Annotated in this window: 19 protein-coding genes; 12 read left to right on the forward strand and 7 right to left on the reverse strand. The window is 69.7% G+C overall.

The genetic code is table 11. From position 1 onward, the window contains the following. A partial coding sequence (locus tag EQG76_RS15400; protein WP_159715013.1) for an ATP-dependent 6-phosphofructokinase occupies positions 1 to 973 on the reverse strand: 973 nt, incomplete at its 3' end. A gap of 86 nt (positions 974 to 1,059) precedes the next feature. Between EQG76_RS15400 and EQG76_RS15405 the strand changes: the two genes are divergently transcribed. Then, on the forward strand, positions 1,060 to 1,284 hold the full coding sequence (locus EQG76_RS15405) for a YdcH family protein (RefSeq protein WP_235031388.1): 225 nt from the start codon (positions 1,060 to 1,062) through the stop codon (positions 1,282 to 1,284). A 16-nt stretch (positions 1,285 to 1,300) separates the two neighbouring features. On the opposite strand, the gene EQG76_RS15410 is transcribed toward EQG76_RS15405, so the two are convergent. From EQG76_RS15410 to EQG76_RS15420, 3 genes are read right to left on the reverse strand one after another with little or no spacing between them, the layout of a single operon-like run. Then, positions 1,301 to 2,410, reverse strand: a complete 1,110-nt coding sequence (locus tag EQG76_RS15410; RefSeq protein WP_159715015.1) for a 5-(carboxyamino)imidazole ribonucleotide synthase — start codon at positions 2,408 to 2,410, stop codon at positions 1,301 to 1,303. A gap of 26 nt (positions 2,411 to 2,436) precedes the next feature. Beyond that, complete coding sequence (purE, locus tag EQG76_RS15415; RefSeq protein ID WP_255476533.1) at positions 2,437 to 2,955, reverse strand: 5-(carboxyamino)imidazole ribonucleotide mutase; 519 nt, start codon at positions 2,953 to 2,955, stop codon at positions 2,437 to 2,439. Next, positions 2,952 to 3,188: a carbon storage regulator gene (locus tag EQG76_RS15420; protein ID WP_159715017.1), complete on the reverse strand. Its 237-nt coding sequence runs from the start codon at positions 3,186 to 3,188 to the stop codon at positions 2,952 to 2,954. Before EQG76_RS15420 ends, purE begins: the two co-directional genes overlap by 4 nt. Before the next feature lie 108 nt (positions 3,189 to 3,296). Here EQG76_RS15420 and EQG76_RS15425 point away from each other — a divergent pair, with 108 nt between their 5' ends. The 8 genes from EQG76_RS15425 to iolB all read left to right on the forward strand — a co-directional run bounded on the left by EQG76_RS15425 (position 3,297) and on the right by iolB (position 9,505). Beyond that, the gene (locus tag EQG76_RS15425; RefSeq protein WP_159715019.1) at positions 3,297 to 3,716 is read left to right on the forward strand and encodes a flagellar basal body protein; all 420 of its coding nucleotides are present in this window, start codon (positions 3,297 to 3,299) and stop codon (positions 3,714 to 3,716) included. 20 nt (positions 3,717 to 3,736) lie between these two features. After that, on the forward strand, positions 3,737 to 4,144 hold the full coding sequence (gene flgC / locus EQG76_RS15430) for a flagellar basal body rod protein FlgC (RefSeq protein WP_159715021.1): 408 nt from the start codon (positions 3,737 to 3,739) through the stop codon (positions 4,142 to 4,144). A gap of 65 nt (positions 4,145 to 4,209) precedes the next feature. After that, a complete protein-coding gene (locus EQG76_RS15435; RefSeq protein ID WP_159715023.1) occupies positions 4,210 to 4,530 on the forward strand; it encodes a flagellar hook-basal body complex protein FliE in 321 nt (106 codons plus the stop codon). Continuing rightward, complete coding sequence (gene fliQ, locus EQG76_RS15440) at positions 4,527 to 4,799, forward strand: flagellar biosynthesis protein FliQ (RefSeq protein WP_159715025.1); 273 nt, start codon at positions 4,527 to 4,529, stop codon at positions 4,797 to 4,799. The genes EQG76_RS15435 and fliQ overlap by 4 nt, the downstream gene beginning before the upstream one ends. A 3-nt stretch (positions 4,800 to 4,802) precedes the next feature. Then, the gene (gene fliR, locus EQG76_RS15445) at positions 4,803 to 5,588 is read left to right on the forward strand and encodes a flagellar biosynthetic protein FliR (RefSeq protein ID WP_159715027.1); all 786 of its coding nucleotides are present in this window, start codon (positions 4,803 to 4,805) and stop codon (positions 5,586 to 5,588) included. A gap of 6 nt (positions 5,589 to 5,594) precedes the next feature. After that, positions 5,595 to 6,677 (forward strand): flagellar biosynthesis protein FlhB, encoded by a 1,083-nt coding sequence (flhB, locus tag EQG76_RS15450; protein ID WP_159715029.1) that lies wholly within the window; start codon positions 5,595 to 5,597, stop codon positions 6,675 to 6,677. A gap of 117 nt (positions 6,678 to 6,794) precedes the next feature. After that, positions 6,795 to 8,708 (forward strand): bifunctional 5-dehydro-2-deoxygluconokinase/5-dehydro-2-deoxyphosphogluconate aldolase, encoded by a 1,914-nt coding sequence (locus tag EQG76_RS15455; protein ID WP_159715031.1) that lies wholly within the window; start codon positions 6,795 to 6,797, stop codon positions 8,706 to 8,708. Next, complete coding sequence (gene iolB / locus EQG76_RS15460; RefSeq protein ID WP_159715033.1) at positions 8,705 to 9,505, forward strand: 5-deoxy-glucuronate isomerase; 801 nt, start codon at positions 8,705 to 8,707, stop codon at positions 9,503 to 9,505. The genes EQG76_RS15455 and iolB overlap by 4 nt, the downstream gene beginning before the upstream one ends. 29 nt (positions 9,506 to 9,534) lie before the next feature. Here iolB and EQG76_RS15465 read toward each other — a convergent pair whose 3' ends face one another. The 3 genes from EQG76_RS15465 to EQG76_RS15475 all read right to left on the reverse strand — a co-directional run bounded on the left by EQG76_RS15465 (position 9,535) and on the right by EQG76_RS15475 (position 11,213). After that, positions 9,535 to 10,083, reverse strand: coding sequence for an isochorismatase family protein (locus EQG76_RS15465; RefSeq protein WP_159715035.1), 549 nt, complete (start codon positions 10,081 to 10,083; stop codon positions 9,535 to 9,537). Between the two features lie 90 nt (positions 10,084 to 10,173). Next, positions 10,174 to 10,476, reverse strand: a complete 303-nt coding sequence (locus EQG76_RS15470) for a hypothetical protein (RefSeq protein WP_159715037.1) — start codon at positions 10,474 to 10,476, stop codon at positions 10,174 to 10,176. A 92-nt stretch (positions 10,477 to 10,568) separates the two neighbouring features. Next, positions 10,569 to 11,213, reverse strand: a complete 645-nt coding sequence (locus tag EQG76_RS15475; protein WP_159715039.1) for a hypothetical protein — start codon at positions 11,211 to 11,213, stop codon at positions 10,569 to 10,571. 412 nt (positions 11,214 to 11,625) lie between these two features. Between EQG76_RS15475 and rfbF the strand changes: the two genes are divergently transcribed. The 3 genes from rfbF to EQG76_RS15490 all read left to right on the forward strand — a co-directional run. Next, positions 11,626 to 12,399, forward strand: coding sequence for a glucose-1-phosphate cytidylyltransferase (gene rfbF / locus EQG76_RS15480; protein WP_159715041.1), 774 nt, complete (start codon positions 11,626 to 11,628; stop codon positions 12,397 to 12,399). 10 nt (positions 12,400 to 12,409) lie between these two features. Next, on the forward strand, positions 12,410 to 13,447 hold the full coding sequence (locus EQG76_RS15485) for an NAD-dependent epimerase/dehydratase family protein (RefSeq protein WP_159715043.1): 1,038 nt from the start codon (positions 12,410 to 12,412) through the stop codon (positions 13,445 to 13,447). A 2-nt stretch (positions 13,448 to 13,449) separates the two neighbouring features. Continuing rightward, on the forward strand, positions 13,450 to 14,325 hold an 876-nt coding region (locus EQG76_RS15490; RefSeq protein ID WP_159715045.1), incomplete at its 3' end, for a class I SAM-dependent methyltransferase.

Consider the following 14,325-nt stretch of genomic DNA (forward strand, 5'->3'; position numbering starts at 1 on the left):
CCGCCACGACCTTGCGGTCCTGCCAGGCGACCATCCGGTCGAACTCGCCCCTGGCCACCAGGTCGACGGCGGCCACCCCGAATGCGGAGGCGACCACCCGGTCGAGCGGGGTGGGTGAACCGCCGCGCTGGACATGGCCCAGCACGGTCACCCGGCTCTCCGCCCCGGTGCGCTTGGCCGCCTCCTCAGCGATCACCCGGCCGATCCCGCCATAGCGGCTCTGGCCATGCGCGTCGGTGACCGTCCGGACCATCCCTTCCGGCGACTTCACCGACTCCGCCACCACGATCAGCGAGAAGTTGCGGCCGATCCGCCGCCGCTCCTCGATCTTCGCGCAGACCGATTCGATTCGGTACGGGATCTCCGGGATCAGCACGACGTCGGCGCCGCCCGCGATCCCGGCCGAGAGCGCGATATAGCCGGCATCGCGGCCCATCACCTCCAGCACCATCACCCGGTTGTGGCTGGCCGCGGTCACGTGCAGCCGGTCGACCGCCTCGGTCGCGATCTCGACCGCGGTGGAATGGCCGACCGCGTGCTCGGTCAGGTCCACGTCGTTGTCGATCGTCTTCGGGACCCCCACCAGGTTCCAGCCGCCGGCCAGGGCCAGCTTGCGCAGGATGGCGAGGCTGCCGTCGCCGCCGATCCCGATCAGCGCGTCCAGGCCCAGCTCGTGATAGCCCTGGATGATCTCCGCCGAGTGGTCGACCGTGCCGCCGCCCTCCACTGGATAGGCGAACGGGTTGCCGCGGTTGGTGGTACCGAGGATCGTGCCGCCCAGATGGAGGATGCCCCGGGTCGTGTCCGAGGTCAGCCGGGTCGCAGTCACCGGGCGGCGCAGGAGGCCATGGGTCGCTTCGTGGATGCCGAACAGCTCCATCCCATAGCCATAGACCGCGCGCAGCATCACCGCCCGGATCACGGCGTTGAGCCCGGCGCAGTCGCCGCCGCTGGTGAGCACCCCCAACCTCATTCCATCCTCCCGTCCGGCAGGCCTGCCGCTTGCCAAGCTGCATACGTCTTCGAGAACTGGTATAGTCCGAACGGCTGGAGCGGGGAGTGATCGATCGGACGATGGCCCAGGAAATCGACAGGCGCGAGATCGACACGGAGCTGGAAGGGCTGCGCGCCGCGCATCGCGCCCTGGACGACCTGATCCGGCAGCTCGCCGCCGAAGGCTCGGCCGATCAGCTGCACCTGCAGCGGCTGAAGAAGCGCAAGCTGATGCTGAAGGACCGCATCAGCACCATGGCAACCGACCGGATCCCCGACATCATCGCCTGACCGGCGGCCGGCCGCTTCAGCTATCCTCGCCGTCCTCCAGCCGCTCCGGCCGGCCGCCCAGCGGGTAGAGGCGGTTGACGTGGCCCATCTTGCGGCCGGGCTTGGCCTGGGCCTTGCCATAGAGATGCAGCCGGTCGCCGGGCTTGGCCAGGATGCCGGCCCATGCGTCCGCCTCGGCACCCAGGAGGTTGCGCATGATCGCATCGTGGTGGCGGGCAGGATCGCCCAGCGGCAGCCCGCAGACCGCGCGCACGAGCTGCTCGAACTGGTCGGTCCGGCAGGCATCCATCGTCCAGTGCCCGGAATTGTGCGGCCGGGGCGCCAGCTCGTTCACCAGGAGCCGGCCGTCCGTCGTGCAGAACATCTCCACACCCAGCACGCCCACCAGGTCCAGCGCCTGGGCGATGCGCTCGGCGATCATGATCGCCTGGTCGCGCTGCGCGGCGCTCAGCCGGGCGGGTGCCAGGGTCAGCGCCAGGACATGTTTGGCATGGCGGTTCTCGACGGGGTCGAAGCTCGCCTGGCTGCCGTCCGTCCCGCGGGCGGTCACCACCGAGAGCTCGAAGTCGAACGCAACGAACGCCTCAAGGATGGCCGGGCCGCCGCCGATCCGCTCGAGGGCGCCCTCCAGGTCCGCCTGATCGCGCAGGGTGGTCTGGCCCTTGCCGTCATAGCCGAGCCGGGTGGTCTTGAGCACGGCCGGCAGGCCGATGTCGGCCGCCGCCCGATCCAGTTCGGCAGCGTTGCCGACCGCGGCGAACGGCGTGACCTCGATGCCCAGGCCCTGGACGAAGCGCTTCTCCGCGACCCGCTCCTGGCAGATCGCCAGCGCCGCGGCACCCGGCCGGACCGGCACCCGCTCGGCCAGCCGCTCCACCGCCACCGTCGGCACGTTCTCCCATTCCAGGGTCACGACGTCGACCGCATCCGCGAACCGGTCCAGGGCGGCGCGGTCGTCGAAGGCTGCCCTGGTATAGGCCGCCGACACCAGGGCGGCCGGCGCCTCGGCGTCGGGCGCGAAGATGTGGCAGCGATAGCCGAGCCTGGCCGCGGCGAGCGCGGTCATACGGCCGAGCTGGCCGCCGCCGAGGATGCCGATGGTGGAGCCGGGCGGGATGGTGGGCACGTGGCAGAGGTCCGTGGCGGAGGGTTTCAGTCCTCGACGCTGTCCGGCACCGTGGCGGTCTGCTCGGCCCGCCAGCCATCCAGCCGCTGGGCCAGGGCGGAATCGTTCAGCGCCAGGATCGAGGCCGCGAGCAGGCCGGCATTGATCGCCCCGGCCTTGCCGATCGCGAGCGTGCCGACCGGCACGCCCCCCGGCATCTGCAGGATCGACAGCGCGCTGTCCACACCGCCGAGCGCTGCCGTCTGCACCGGCACGCCCAGGACCGGCAGCGGCGTCAGCGAGGCAATCATGCCCGGCAGGTGCGCGGCACCGCCGGCACCGGCGACGATCACCCGGATCCCCCGGCCGCGCGCCTCCCTGGCGAACGTGAACAGGCGCTCCGGCGTGCGATGCGCGGAGACCACCCGTGCCAGGTGCGGGATCTCCAGCCGCTTCAGGACCTCGCAGGCATGGCGCATCGTCGCCCAGTCCGAGCGGCTGCCCATGACCACGGCGACCTGTGCGGCGTCCTCGGCCGGCAGCTCCGCGCGATCGGTTGCGCTCAACGGGGTGCCTCGGGCTCGGCCGCCTTGGCCAGGTCCTGCAGGCTGGCGGGGTCGGCGGCCGCCTGCTCGTTCGCCTGCTTGATCTGCAGGAAGACTTCCTCGCGCAGCACGCTGGCATCGGGCGGGAAGCTGAAGCCCAGCTTGACCGTCCGGCCCTTCAGCTCGACCACCCGCACCTCGATCGCATTGTTGATGATCACCGCCTCGCCCTGGCGGCGCGTGAGATAGAGCATCGGCCCCGCCAACGTCGTGGTGATAACACAACGATTTGTTAACCTTAACGGCGTTAGGCTGCAACCGTCGCCGGCCGGGAATGGCCGGCCGGAGCGGAGCAGTCGACTATGGTTGCGGTCAATTCCCGGTTGTTCGGCCTGCTCTCCGCCCGCCAGGCATGGCTGGGCGACCGGCAGACCGTGCTGGCCCGCAACATCGCCAATGCCGACACGCCCGGCTTCAGGCCGCGGGACCTGGCGGAGGACGAGTTCCGCCGCGCGGTAGCCCGGCCGGCGCGGCCGATGGCGCCGGTGCGCCTGGATGCGACCGATCCGGCCCATCTGGCGCCCACCCGCGATGCCCCGCTGAACGATGCCCGGCCGCGCACCGCCAATGGCTGGGAGGTGGCGCCATCCGGCAATGCCGTGGTGCTGGAGGAGCAGGCCGAGCAGATGGCCCACGCCCAGCTCGACCACCAGCTCGGCACCGACCTCTACCGCAAATACGTGCAGATGTGGCGGACCGCCGTCGGCAGCGGCCACGGCTGAGCCAGTTCCGGAGAAGGCCCATGGACCTCGAAAGCTCGCTCGCCATCGCCGGTGCCGGCATGAAAGTGCAGAGCTCGCGCATGCGGGTCACCGCAGAGAACCTGGCGAACGCCGATTCCACCGCGACCCGGCCCGGCGGCGAGCCCTACCGGCGCAAGACCATCTCGTTCGGCGAGGTCTATGACCGCGCCCAACAGCAGGACCTGGTGCAGGTGCGCCGCTACGGTACCGACCCTTCCGCCTTCCGCACTGAGTACCGGCCGGGCCACCCGGCCGCCGACGCCGAAGGCTATGTACAACTGCCCAACGTCCAACCGCTCGTCGAGATGATGGACATGCGGGAGGCGCAGCGGTCCTACGAGGCCAACCTGAACGCCTTCGAGGTCAGCAAGAAGATGCTGCAGCGGACCATCGACCTGCTGCGCTGACCGTTCGCCGATTCGGCCATCGATCCGCCCCGACCCGTCCACCCGTCCCCTTCCGGAGTAGCAGCATGAGCATCGAAATCGGGCCCAAGGCCGCGGCCGCCGCCTATCGCAAGGCGCTGGAGCGCATTGCCGGGCCGGGTGGTGCCGGTGCCGAGGCGCCCCAGCCGATGGCGAGCTTCGGCGAGCTCGTGAGGCACCAGCTGAGCGACGCGATCGATGCCGGTCGGCTGGCCGAGCAGCGCAGCGCCGATGCGCTGCTCGGCAAGGCCGACCTGCAGCAGGTGGTGGAGGCGGTCACCGCGGCCGAGCTGAACCTGTCCACCGTGACCGCGGTCCGCGACCGCGTGGTCGCGGCGTATCAGGAAATCATGCGGATGCCGATGTGACGCCCGAGCAGGTCCTGGACCTGGTGCGCGCTGCGATCTGGCTGACGATCCGAATCGGCGGGCCGTTGATGATGACGGCTCTGGCAGTCGGCCTTGCCGTGTCCCTGTTCCAGGCGCTGACTCAGATCCAGGAGATGACCCTGTCCTTCGTGCCGAAGGTCGTGGCGATGTCCATCGCCCTGGTGCTGGCGCTGCCGTTCATGCTGGGCGAGCTGCGCGCGTTCACCGAGGAGCTGTTCGGGCGCATCGTCCAGGTCGGGCTCGGCTGACCCGTGCCGACCCTGTCGTCCGCCCTGCCGCTTGCCGGCCCGGTCGTCCAGGAGCTGCTCGCCTGCTTCCTGGTGTTCGCCAGGATCGGCACGGCCATGATGATCCTGCCGATGTTCGGCGAGCCCTGGCTCACCATGCGCGGCCGCCTGGTCCTGGCGCTGGTCACGGCCTTCGTCCTGGTGCCGGCTTCGGGCGTGGTGGCGCCGCCGGCGGCCGACCCGGCCCGGCTGTTCCTGCCGCTCGCCGCCGAGCTCGCGACCGGCACCTTCCTGGGCCTGCTGGTCCGCTCCCTGTTCGCCGCCCTGCACATCGCCGGCGGCCTGATCGCCATGCATGCCGGCCTGCAGGTCGCCTCCATGTTCGACCCGAACGAGGCGGCGCAGTCGACCATCCCGGCCACCCTGCTCTCCACCGCCGTCCTGACCCTGATGTTCGCGAGCGATGCCCACCACCTCCTCCTGGCGGGGCTCGCGCGCAGCTATGCGGTTTTCCCGTTCGGCAGCTTGGCGGCACCCGCGGAACTGGCCGAAGCGATGACCCGTGCGGGCAGCCGCGCCTTCGACCTGGCCTTCCGCGTCGCCGGCCCGGTGATGGCGGTGGCCCTGCTGCTGAACGTGGTGCTGGGCGTGATGAACCGGATGATGCCGACCCTGCAGGTGCTGTTCGTCGCCGCACCCTTGCAGATCGCGGCGGGCCTGCTCGTCCTTGCCATGGCCCTGGGCTCGGCCGGCACCCTCGTCCTGCGCGTCCTGGCTTCGGCCTGGACCGACCTGCTCGGGAGCATCTGAGCGCGCATGGCCGAGGAGAAGGACGACGACAAGACCGAAGAGCCTTCCCAAAAACGGCTCGACGATGCCCGCACCAAGGGCCAGGTGCCGCTGTCCCGCGATGTGGGCCACGCCCTGATGCTGGCGATGGCCACCGGCCTGCTGGTGCTGGCCCTGCCCAGGCTCGCCGCCGACACGCTGGTGGCGCTGCGCTGGTACATGGAGCATGCCGCCTTCCCCATAGGTGGTGCGGAGGAGATCCGCGGCCGGTTGGTCAGCACGGCGCTGGCGCTGGTCGCCGTGGCGGCAGTCCCGGTCGGCAGCCTCCTCCTGGCGGCGGTGCTGGCCACGGTGGGCCAGCAGGGCCTGCTCTGGAGCCGGGAAAACCTGCGCCCCAAGGCGGAGCGCCTGTCGCCCCGGGCGGGCCTGACCCGAATGTTCGGCGGGGCGGGGCTGCTGGAGTTCGCCAAGAACGCCTTCAAGGTCACGGCGATCGGCATGGTCTGCTGGCTGCAGCTGCGAGACGAGCTGCCGGGTGTCGTGGCCGCGATCCGCCTGGAGACGAGTGCCATCGGCCGCGAGATGGCGCGGCTGGTCGCAGGGGTGGCGCTGGTCTGTGCCATCACCGCCACCGGGTTCGCCGTGGTCGACCTGTTCTGGCAGCGCCTGCGCTTCCGCCGCCAGATGCGCATGTCGCGCCAGGAGCTGAAGGACGAGATGAAGCAGGGCGAGGGCGATCCGGTGATCAAGCAGCGCCTGCGCCAGATCCGGATGGCCCGGGCACGGCAGCGCATGCTCCAGGACGTGCCCAAGGCCACGGTGGTGATCACCAACCCGACCCATTACGCGGTGGCGCTGCGCTACGAGCAGGGCGAGCATGCGGCACCCGTGGTGGTGGCCAAGGGCGTGGACCATCTTGCCGCGATCATCCGCAAGGCCGCCACCGAGCACGGAGTGCCGATCATGGAGAACCCGCCCTTGGCTCGGGCACTGCATGCCATCGGCGAGGTCGGCCGGCCGATCCCGGTGGAGCACTACCAGGCAGTGGCCCAGGTCATCGCCACCGTGATGCGGCTGCGCCGCGAGGGCGGCAGCCGGCCACGGTCCTGACAGCCTGGACGAGCGTCCCCGCGTGCCTTCGCCACCGGCGGATGCTAGACGGGCCATGGATCCCGCCCGGCCGCAGGCCAGCCGGCGGGCCAGGGGGCAACCAGACCAGGGCTGGCGATGACGATCCGTTTCGACGTGGTGACGCTCGGGCGCAGTTCCGTCGACCTCTACGGCGAGCAGGTCGGTGGCCGGCTCGAGGACATGGGGAGCTTCGCCAAATATGTCGGCGGCTGCCCAGCCAACATCGCGATCGGCACGGCGCGGCTGGGCCTGCGCTCGGCCCTGATCACCCGGGTGGGTGACGAGGCGATGGGCCGGTTCATCCGCGAGCAGCTGGCCCGCGATGGGGTGGACACGAGCGGCGTGGTCACCGACCCCGAGCGGCTCACCGCCCTGGTGATCCTGGGCATCCGCGACCAGCACAGCTTTCCCCTGATCTTCTACCGCGAGAACTGCGCGGACGCGGCGATGCAGCCGCACGATGTCGACCCGGCTATGATCCGGGACGCCCGGGCGCTACTGGTCACCGGCACCCATTTCAGCCGGCCGAACCTCGATGCCACCAGCCGTCACGCCATGGCGCTCGCCAGGCAGCACGGCCGGCGGATCGTCCTGGACATCGACTACCGCCCGGTCCTGTGGGGGATCGGCGGCCATGACAGCGGCGAGCAGCGCTTCGTCGCCGCCGACAGCGTCTCGGCCCACCTCCAGTCGATCCTGCCGGAATGCGACGTGGTGGTCGGCACCGAGGAGGAGATCCATATCGCCGGCGGGTCGACCGATACGCTGTCGGCGCTTCGGCGGGTGCGCGCGGTGGCCCCGCAGGCACTGATCGTGCTCAAGCGCGGGCCGATGGGCTGCGTGCTGTTCGACGGCCCGATCCCCGCCAGTGTCGAGGACGGCATCACCGGGCAGGGCTTCCCGATCGAGGTCTTCAACGTGCTGGGGGCGGGCGACAGTTTCCTCAGCGGCTTCCTGCGGGGCTATCTGCGCGACCAGCCGCTGGCCGACTGCGCCCGCTTCGCCAATGCCTGCGGCGCCATCACGGTCAGCCGGCACGGCTGCGCGCCGTCCGGTCCGTCCTGGGCCGAGCTCTCCGCCTTTTTGCGCGAGGGCAGCCCGACCAGACGGCTGCGCGAGGATGCGCGGCTGGAGCAGTTGCACTGGTCGACCAACCGCCGCCGGCCTGCGGGCCAGGTGCTGGCGTTCGCCTTCGACCATCGCGCCCAGCTAGAGGCGGAGGTAGCCAAGCGCGGCATCGCGGCCGAGCGGATCGGCCGGTTCAAGGAGCTGGCCCTGGACGCGGCGCTGGCGGCCGCGGGCGGGCGCGCGGACGGCGGCATCCTGGTGGACGGCCGCCTCGGCCAGGACGCGCTGTACCGCGCGGCGGGCACGAACTTGTGGATCGGCCGGCCAATCGAGCTACCGGGTGCCGTGCCGCTGGCCTTCGAGGGCGGCGATGACCTGGGCTCGACCCTGAAGGAATGGCCGCTGGACCACTGCGTCAAATGCCTGGTCCGCTGGCATCCGGACGACGACCCGGCACTCGTGGCGGAACAGGAGCGCCGGCTCCTGCAGCTGTTTACCGCCTGCCGGCGCACCGGCCACGAGCTGCTCCTGGAAGTGATCGCCAGCGCGTCCGGGCGACCGGTGGCTACCGGCACCGTGCCGGCGGTCATGGCCTGCTGCTACGACCTGGGCATCCACCCGGACTGGTGGAAGCTGGAAGCCCCGGCTGATCGGGGCGGCTGGCAGGCGATCCAGGAGCTGGTGGCGGCACGGGACCCGTTCTGCCGTGGCGTGCTGCTGCTGGGCCTGGACGCACCGCTGGACCGGCTGGTCGAGAGCTTCCGGCTGGCGGCCGGCTTTTCCGTCTGCCAGGGCTTCGCGGTCGGCCGCTCGATCTTCGGCCAACCCTTCCGGCACTGGCTGGACGGGCGCATCGACGACGCTGCGGCGACCGCGGCCATGGCGGAGCGCTACCGCGAACTGCTCCGTGCCTGGGATCGGGGCAGGGGAGAGACGGCATGAGCGAGCTGATCCTGAAGAACCATGTGGCGGGCCGGGACGGGCTGGTCCACCGGGTGACCCCGGCCAGTGCCGGCTGGGCCTATGTCGGCTTCGACCTCTGGCGGCTGCATCCGGGCCAGTCGTTCGACCTGCCGACCGGCGAGGAGGAGTGGTGCATCGTCCTGGTATCGGGGCGCTGCGACATCGCAGTCGCCGAGGGGCCGCTCTGGCACGGGGTCGGCGGACGCATGGACCCGTTCTCCGCCCTGCCCCACTCGGTCTACGTGCCCTGGCACCGCCAGGTGCGCGTGGAGGCGCTGAGCTCCGCCGAGATCGCGGTGTGCAAGGCGCCGGGCGGGGGCGAGTACATGCCGCGCCTGATCGGCCCGGACGACGTGCGCACCAGCACGCGCGGCCAGGGCACCAACACTCGCTATCCGCGCGACATCCTGCCCGAGGACCAGCCGGCCCACTCGCTGCTGGTGGTCGAGGTGGTGACCCCGTCCGGCTGCTGGTCATCCTACCCCTCGCACAAGCACGACCAGGACAACCTGCCGGAAGAGTCGGCGCTGGAGGAGGTCTACTACCACCGCTTCAACCCACCGCAAGGCTTCGGCTTTCAGCGGATCTATACCGACGACCGCTCCCTCGACGTCGCCATGGCAATCGAGGACGGCGACCTGACCCTGGTGCCGAAGGGCTACCACCCCTGCGCCGCCGCGCACGGCTACGACCTCTACTACCTCAACGTAATGGCAGGGCCGAAACGGACCTGGCGGTTCAACACCGAGAAGGCGCACCGCTGGCTGCTCGGCTAGTGGCCGGACCCCCGCCCGCTCATGCCGGTTCAGCGGCCGCGCAGGAGCGGTATCAGCGCCTTGAAGTCGTCAGTGCCGGCCCGCTCCAGCCACTCGAACACCACCATGTCGGCGGTCACGACCTGCGCGCCGGCGCGGCGCATCCGCACCAGTGCGGTTTCCTTGTCGAACGCCCGGCGCGAGCCCACCGCGTCCGCCACCACCGCGACCTTGCGGCCGCGCCCTATCAGGTCCAGCACGGTCTGCAGCACGCAGACATGGCTCTCGGCACCCGCCACCACCAGCGTCTCGCGGCCGAGCATGCTGACCCGCTCCGCCACCTGCGGATCGCGCAGCGCGGAGAACGCGATCTTGGCCATGACCTCGTCCGGTCGGAGCAGCTCCGCCACCGGAGCCACGGTCGGGCCCAGCCCCTTGGGATACTGTTCCGTGGCCAGCACCGAAACGTCCAGGCACCGCGCCGCATGCAGCATCAGCCGGCACCGCTCGACCAGCTCGTCGTGCTCCAGCACGGCCGGTAGCAGCCGATCCTGCAGGTCCACCAACAAGAGCGCACTGGAATGCGCTGAGAGCAACATCGCTCCATCCCCTTGTAAGCCGTTGCCGGCAGCCGCCGCTCCCACCATCGGCGGGTGCCGAGGCGCGGCCGCCACCATGCCGACCCTGCTCTAGTGCCTTAAGCTGTCCGAAGCGAGGTTCCAGCCGCCATGGCCGTTGCCGGCCATGCAGCCAGCCGGTACGCCGCGGATCCGGCAGGGCAGCCGGAACTCGGAGCTGGCCAGGAGGATGGCCAGCTCGCGCGCGGCCTCGGCCACCGCCTTGGCACCCAGCGATTGGGTACGGCGCCGGTAGCCGTCATGTGAGCGCCACAGGGCCAGCACCGCCGCCAATGCCCGCTCCACGCCGGGCCAGGCCGAAGGCCAGGTGAAGACCGGCGACCAGGGCCGGGGACGGCTGGCCCTCGTCGGCATGGAGTTCGCACCACAGCCACAGGACGAGCTGCTCGGCCAGCCTGAGCGGTGCCGGGCACTACGGTCCTCCGCCATCGGCGTGATGCCCAGGTTCATGCCGCCCCGGCCAGCAGGCCCAGCTCCCGCAGGCGTCGGTCCAAAGCACCGGCCTCCTCCTCCAGTTGCCGCCGCCGCTCCTGGATGAGGCGCCGCTCCGGCCCGTCGCCGGTCGTTTCCAGCCGGTTGCCGAGGCAGGCCAGGCAGCGGCGGCGGTCCTGGCGCAGCTCGATGGCGAGCTGGACCTGCCGCGCCATGGGGAGCTGGTCGATGAAGCTCAGGCGGAGCTGCTCCTGCAGCACCCGATGCGGATGGCAGGCGCGCACCAGCGGGCGGCACAACAGGGCCTCGAAGCGCTCGCGCCCGTCTTCGGTAGCATGGAGTCCGGCAGCGGCGGCGCCGGTGCGATGGGACGCATCGGGCTCACGCAGGCACATCCAGCCAGTTCGCAGACCGGCCTCGACCCGGCCGACCAGGAAGGCGTCGGCCGGGTCGAGCCATGGCTGGCAGAGCGCGCGCGCGCCGTTCAGCACGCGCGGCAGCGGGCGTGGCCGGGCGTACAGCGTACCGAGCAGCGCCGTATCGACCAGATGCGAGGTGACGTCGGCATCCATGTCCGGCAATCCTCGTGTTGGAATGGCGGTCTGGCCGATGAGGAACCAGAACCGGCAGCGATCGTCCAGGAGAAGCCGTCGGATCATCGAACTCGAACGATTCCATTCAGCTTGCCGGCTGGTTCAGTTGCATGACGATGGGCCCGACTTACCCCGGCTGCATCCGGGAGCCTCTGGGGTCGTTGACACCAAGCCGACGTTACCGTTGCATGAATGTCACAGAGTTCGGCAGCCCAGGCCGGAACAGTTCACCGTTGACGCGCAACACTGGCGATGCGCGCCGCATTCGCGGTAGCTCCCCGCTCGGTGCGCGCTCTGGATTTGACACGTGGCCATTGCCTTTTCCTGCTGGCGCCGCGGCCACAGGGGCGGTGAAAAACCTGCCTGTGACGGAATGCGCTGGTACACGAGGATGCGGTCACTGGCTTGTTGCTGGTACCGGAAAGGCAAAGTGGCCTAATGCGGGCAGGTGCGCGATGTTCGACTGTCGGTGGAGCTCATGAAGGTCGGAATTCTTGCAGGCGGTCTCGGATCCCGTCTTTCGGAGGAAACCGTAAGCAAGCCGAAGCCCATGGTCGAGGTGGGCAGCAAGCCCATCATCTGGCACATCATGATGCATTATGCCCATTACGGGCATAAGGACTTCGTGATCGCGCTCGGCTACAAAGGCGAGTACATCAAGAAATACATGACAGATTACTGCTCGCTGAGCAGTGATCTGACGGTGGATCTGCGCCGCAACACAGTCGAGCGCCACACCGAATCGTCGCTCGACTGGCGGATCGACCTGATCGACACCGGGCTCAACACCCAGACCGGCGGCCGCATCAAGCGGCTGGCACCTTATCTGGGCAAGGACGGCACCTTCCTGCTGACCTGGGGCGACGGCGTCTCCACGATCGACCTGGACGACCTGGTGCGCTTCCACAAGCGGCACGGCAAGCTCGCGACCGTCTCGGCGGTGCGGCCGCCCGCCCGGTTCGGCAAGCTCGACATCCAAGGCGACCAGGTGGTGGCGTTCGAGGAGAAGCCGCAGCTGGGCGAGGGCTGGATCAATGGCGCGTTCTTCGTGCTGGAGCCCGGCATCTTCGACTATATCGACGGCGACATGACTCATTTCGAGCGCGAGCCGCTGGAGCGCCTCGCCGCGGACGGCCAGCTCATGGCCTACCGGCACGAAGGCTTCTGGCAGTGCATGGACACGGTCCGCGACCGGGTCCGGCTCGAGGAGCTCTGGGATTCCGGCAACGCTCCCTGGAAGATCTGGGACTGAGGACCTCATCATGCGCATTCTGGTTACCGGCCATGACGGCTATATCGGCCACGTCCTGGTCCCGATGCTGCAGGCGGCCGGCCATGAAGTGGTCGGCCTGGACAGCCTGTTGTTCGACGGCTGCACCTTCCCCGGGCAGCCGCGGGTGAACTGCCGGCAGATCGTGAAGGACCTGCGCCAGGTCGAGCGTGCCGACCTGGAGGGCATAGATGCGGTCCTGCATCTGGCCGGCCTGTCCAACGACCCGCTGGGCGACCTCGATCCCGAGACCACCTACGCCATCAACTGGCGGGCCTCGGTCCGTCTCGCCGAGCTCGCGCGCGACGCGGGCGTGGCACGCTTCGTGTTCTCCTCGTCCTGCTCGAACTACGGTGCCGCCGGCAACGACTATCTGGACGAGAGCGCCGGCTTCAACCCGGTCACACCCTATGCCGAGAGCAAGGTCTGGACCGAGCGCGACGTGGCGCCGATGGCGTCCGATCGCTTCACCCCGACCTTCCTGCGCAGCGCCACTGCCTATGGCCTCTCGGCCCGGCTGCGCGGCGACCTGGTGGTCAACAATCTGACCGGCTTCGGTGTGACCACCGGCAAGGTCGAGATGAAGAGCGACGGCAAGCCCTGGCGGCCGCTGGTCCACATCGAGGACATCGCCCTGGCGTTCAAGTCGGTGGTCGAGGCGCCGCGCGAGCTGGTTCATGGCGAGGCGTTCAATGTCGGCCGCACCAGCGAGAACTATCGGGTGCGCGAGGTGGCCGAGCTGGTCGCCAAGGTCGTGCCGGACGTCGAGGTGACGTTCGCCAGCGACGCCAGCCCGGATGCCCGCAACTACCGGGTGAACTGCGACAAGATCGCCCGGACCCTGCCGGCCTACCAGCCGAAATGGACCGTGGAAGCCGGCATCCGCCAGCTCTACGAGGCCTACAAGGCGGCCAACCTCACCCGGGAAGAGTTCTTCAGCCCGCGCTACATGCGCCTGGCCCACGTGAAGAACCTGATGGCCGGCGGTACCGTCGACGGCTCCCTCCAGCATCTCAAGGCGGCCGCCTGACCATGGCTGACATCGTGAGCTGCCGGTCCTGCGGCCGGCCGCACCTCAAGACCTTCCTGTCCCTGGGCGACCTGCCGCTGTCCGACGGCTTCATCGCCGAGGCTGACCTGGACAAGCCTGAGCCGCGCTTCCCGCTCGACGTGGCGTTCTGCGAGGACTGCACGCTGGTGCAGATCCTCAAGACCGTCCCGCCGGAGGAACTGTTCGGCCACGACTACCCCTATTTCTCCTCGTTCACCGACGCGCTGGTCGCCCATGCGCGCGAGAATGTCGAGGCACGGATCCGGGAGCGCGGGCTGGGGGCCCAGAGCTTCGTGGTCGAGCTCGCCTCCAATGACGGCTACCTCCTGCAGCACTACCAGAAGGCCGGCATCCCGCTGCTCGGCATTGATCCGGCCCCCGGGCCGGTCGAGGCCGCGCGCAAGAAGGGCATCGACACTCGCTTGGCCTTCTTCGGCCTGAGCGTCGCGGAGGAGCTCGCCGCGAGCGGCAAGCGCGCCGACGTCATCCACGGCAACAACGTGCTGGCCCATGTCGCCGACACCAACGGCTTCGTGAAGGGCATCGCCACCCTGCTCAAGGACGACGGCGTCGCGGTGATCGAGGCGCCCTATGTGCGCGACCTGATCGACCATGGCGAGTTCGACACGATCTACCACGAGCACCTGTGCTATTTCTCGGCGACGGCGCTGAAGGCGCTGTTCCGCCAGCACGGGCTCCACTTCAACCGGGTCGAGCGCCTGCCGATCCATGGCGGCTCACTGCGGATCTTCGTGGAGAAGGTCGACCGTCCCGACTCCTCGATCACCGACCTGCTCGCCGAGGAGCGGGAACTCGGCATCGACAAGTTCGGCTACTACGCCGACTTCGCCGCCCGG

This window comes from Geminicoccus flavidas, assembly GCF_009806515.1.
Classification (GTDB): Bacteria; Pseudomonadota; Alphaproteobacteria; order Geminicoccales; family Geminicoccaceae; genus Geminicoccus; species Geminicoccus flavidus.

Bases quoted from the DNA above. Each gene is read 5' to 3' on its own strand.
- EQG76_RS15420 (WP_159715017.1), bottom strand. From the start codon at position 3,188: ATGCTCTATCTCACGCGCCGCCAGGGCGAGGCGGTGATCATCAACAAT.
- EQG76_RS15425 (WP_159715019.1), top strand. From the start codon at position 3,297: ATGGTTGCGGTCAATTCCCGGTTGTTCGGCCTGCTCTCCGCCCGCCAG.
- flgC (WP_159715021.1), top strand. From the start codon at position 3,737: ATGGACCTCGAAAGCTCGCTCGCCATCGCCGGTGCCGGCATGAAAGTG.
- EQG76_RS15435 (WP_159715023.1), top strand. From the start codon at position 4,210: ATGAGCATCGAAATCGGGCCCAAGGCCGCGGCCGCCGCCTATCGCAAG.
- flhB (WP_159715029.1), top strand. From the start codon at position 5,595: ATGGCCGAGGAGAAGGACGACGACAAGACCGAAGAGCCTTCCCAAAAA.
- EQG76_RS15455 (WP_159715031.1), top strand. From the start codon at position 6,795: ATGACGATCCGTTTCGACGTGGTGACGCTCGGGCGCAGTTCCGTCGAC.
- iolB (WP_159715033.1), top strand. From the start codon at position 8,705: ATGAGCGAGCTGATCCTGAAGAACCATGTGGCGGGCCGGGACGGGCTG.
- EQG76_RS15465 (WP_159715035.1), bottom strand. From the start codon at position 10,083: ATGTTGCTCTCAGCGCATTCCAGTGCGCTCTTGTTGGTGGACCTGCAG.
- EQG76_RS15470 (WP_159715037.1), bottom strand. From the start codon at position 10,476: ATGCCGACGAGGGCCAGCCGTCCCCGGCCCTGGTCGCCGGTCTTCACC.
- EQG76_RS15475 (WP_159715039.1), bottom strand. From the start codon at position 11,213: ATGATCCGACGGCTTCTCCTGGACGATCGCTGCCGGTTCTGGTTCCTC.
- rfbF (WP_159715041.1), top strand. From the start codon at position 11,626: ATGAAGGTCGGAATTCTTGCAGGCGGTCTCGGATCCCGTCTTTCGGAG.
- EQG76_RS15485 (WP_159715043.1), top strand. From the start codon at position 12,410: ATGCGCATTCTGGTTACCGGCCATGACGGCTATATCGGCCACGTCCTG.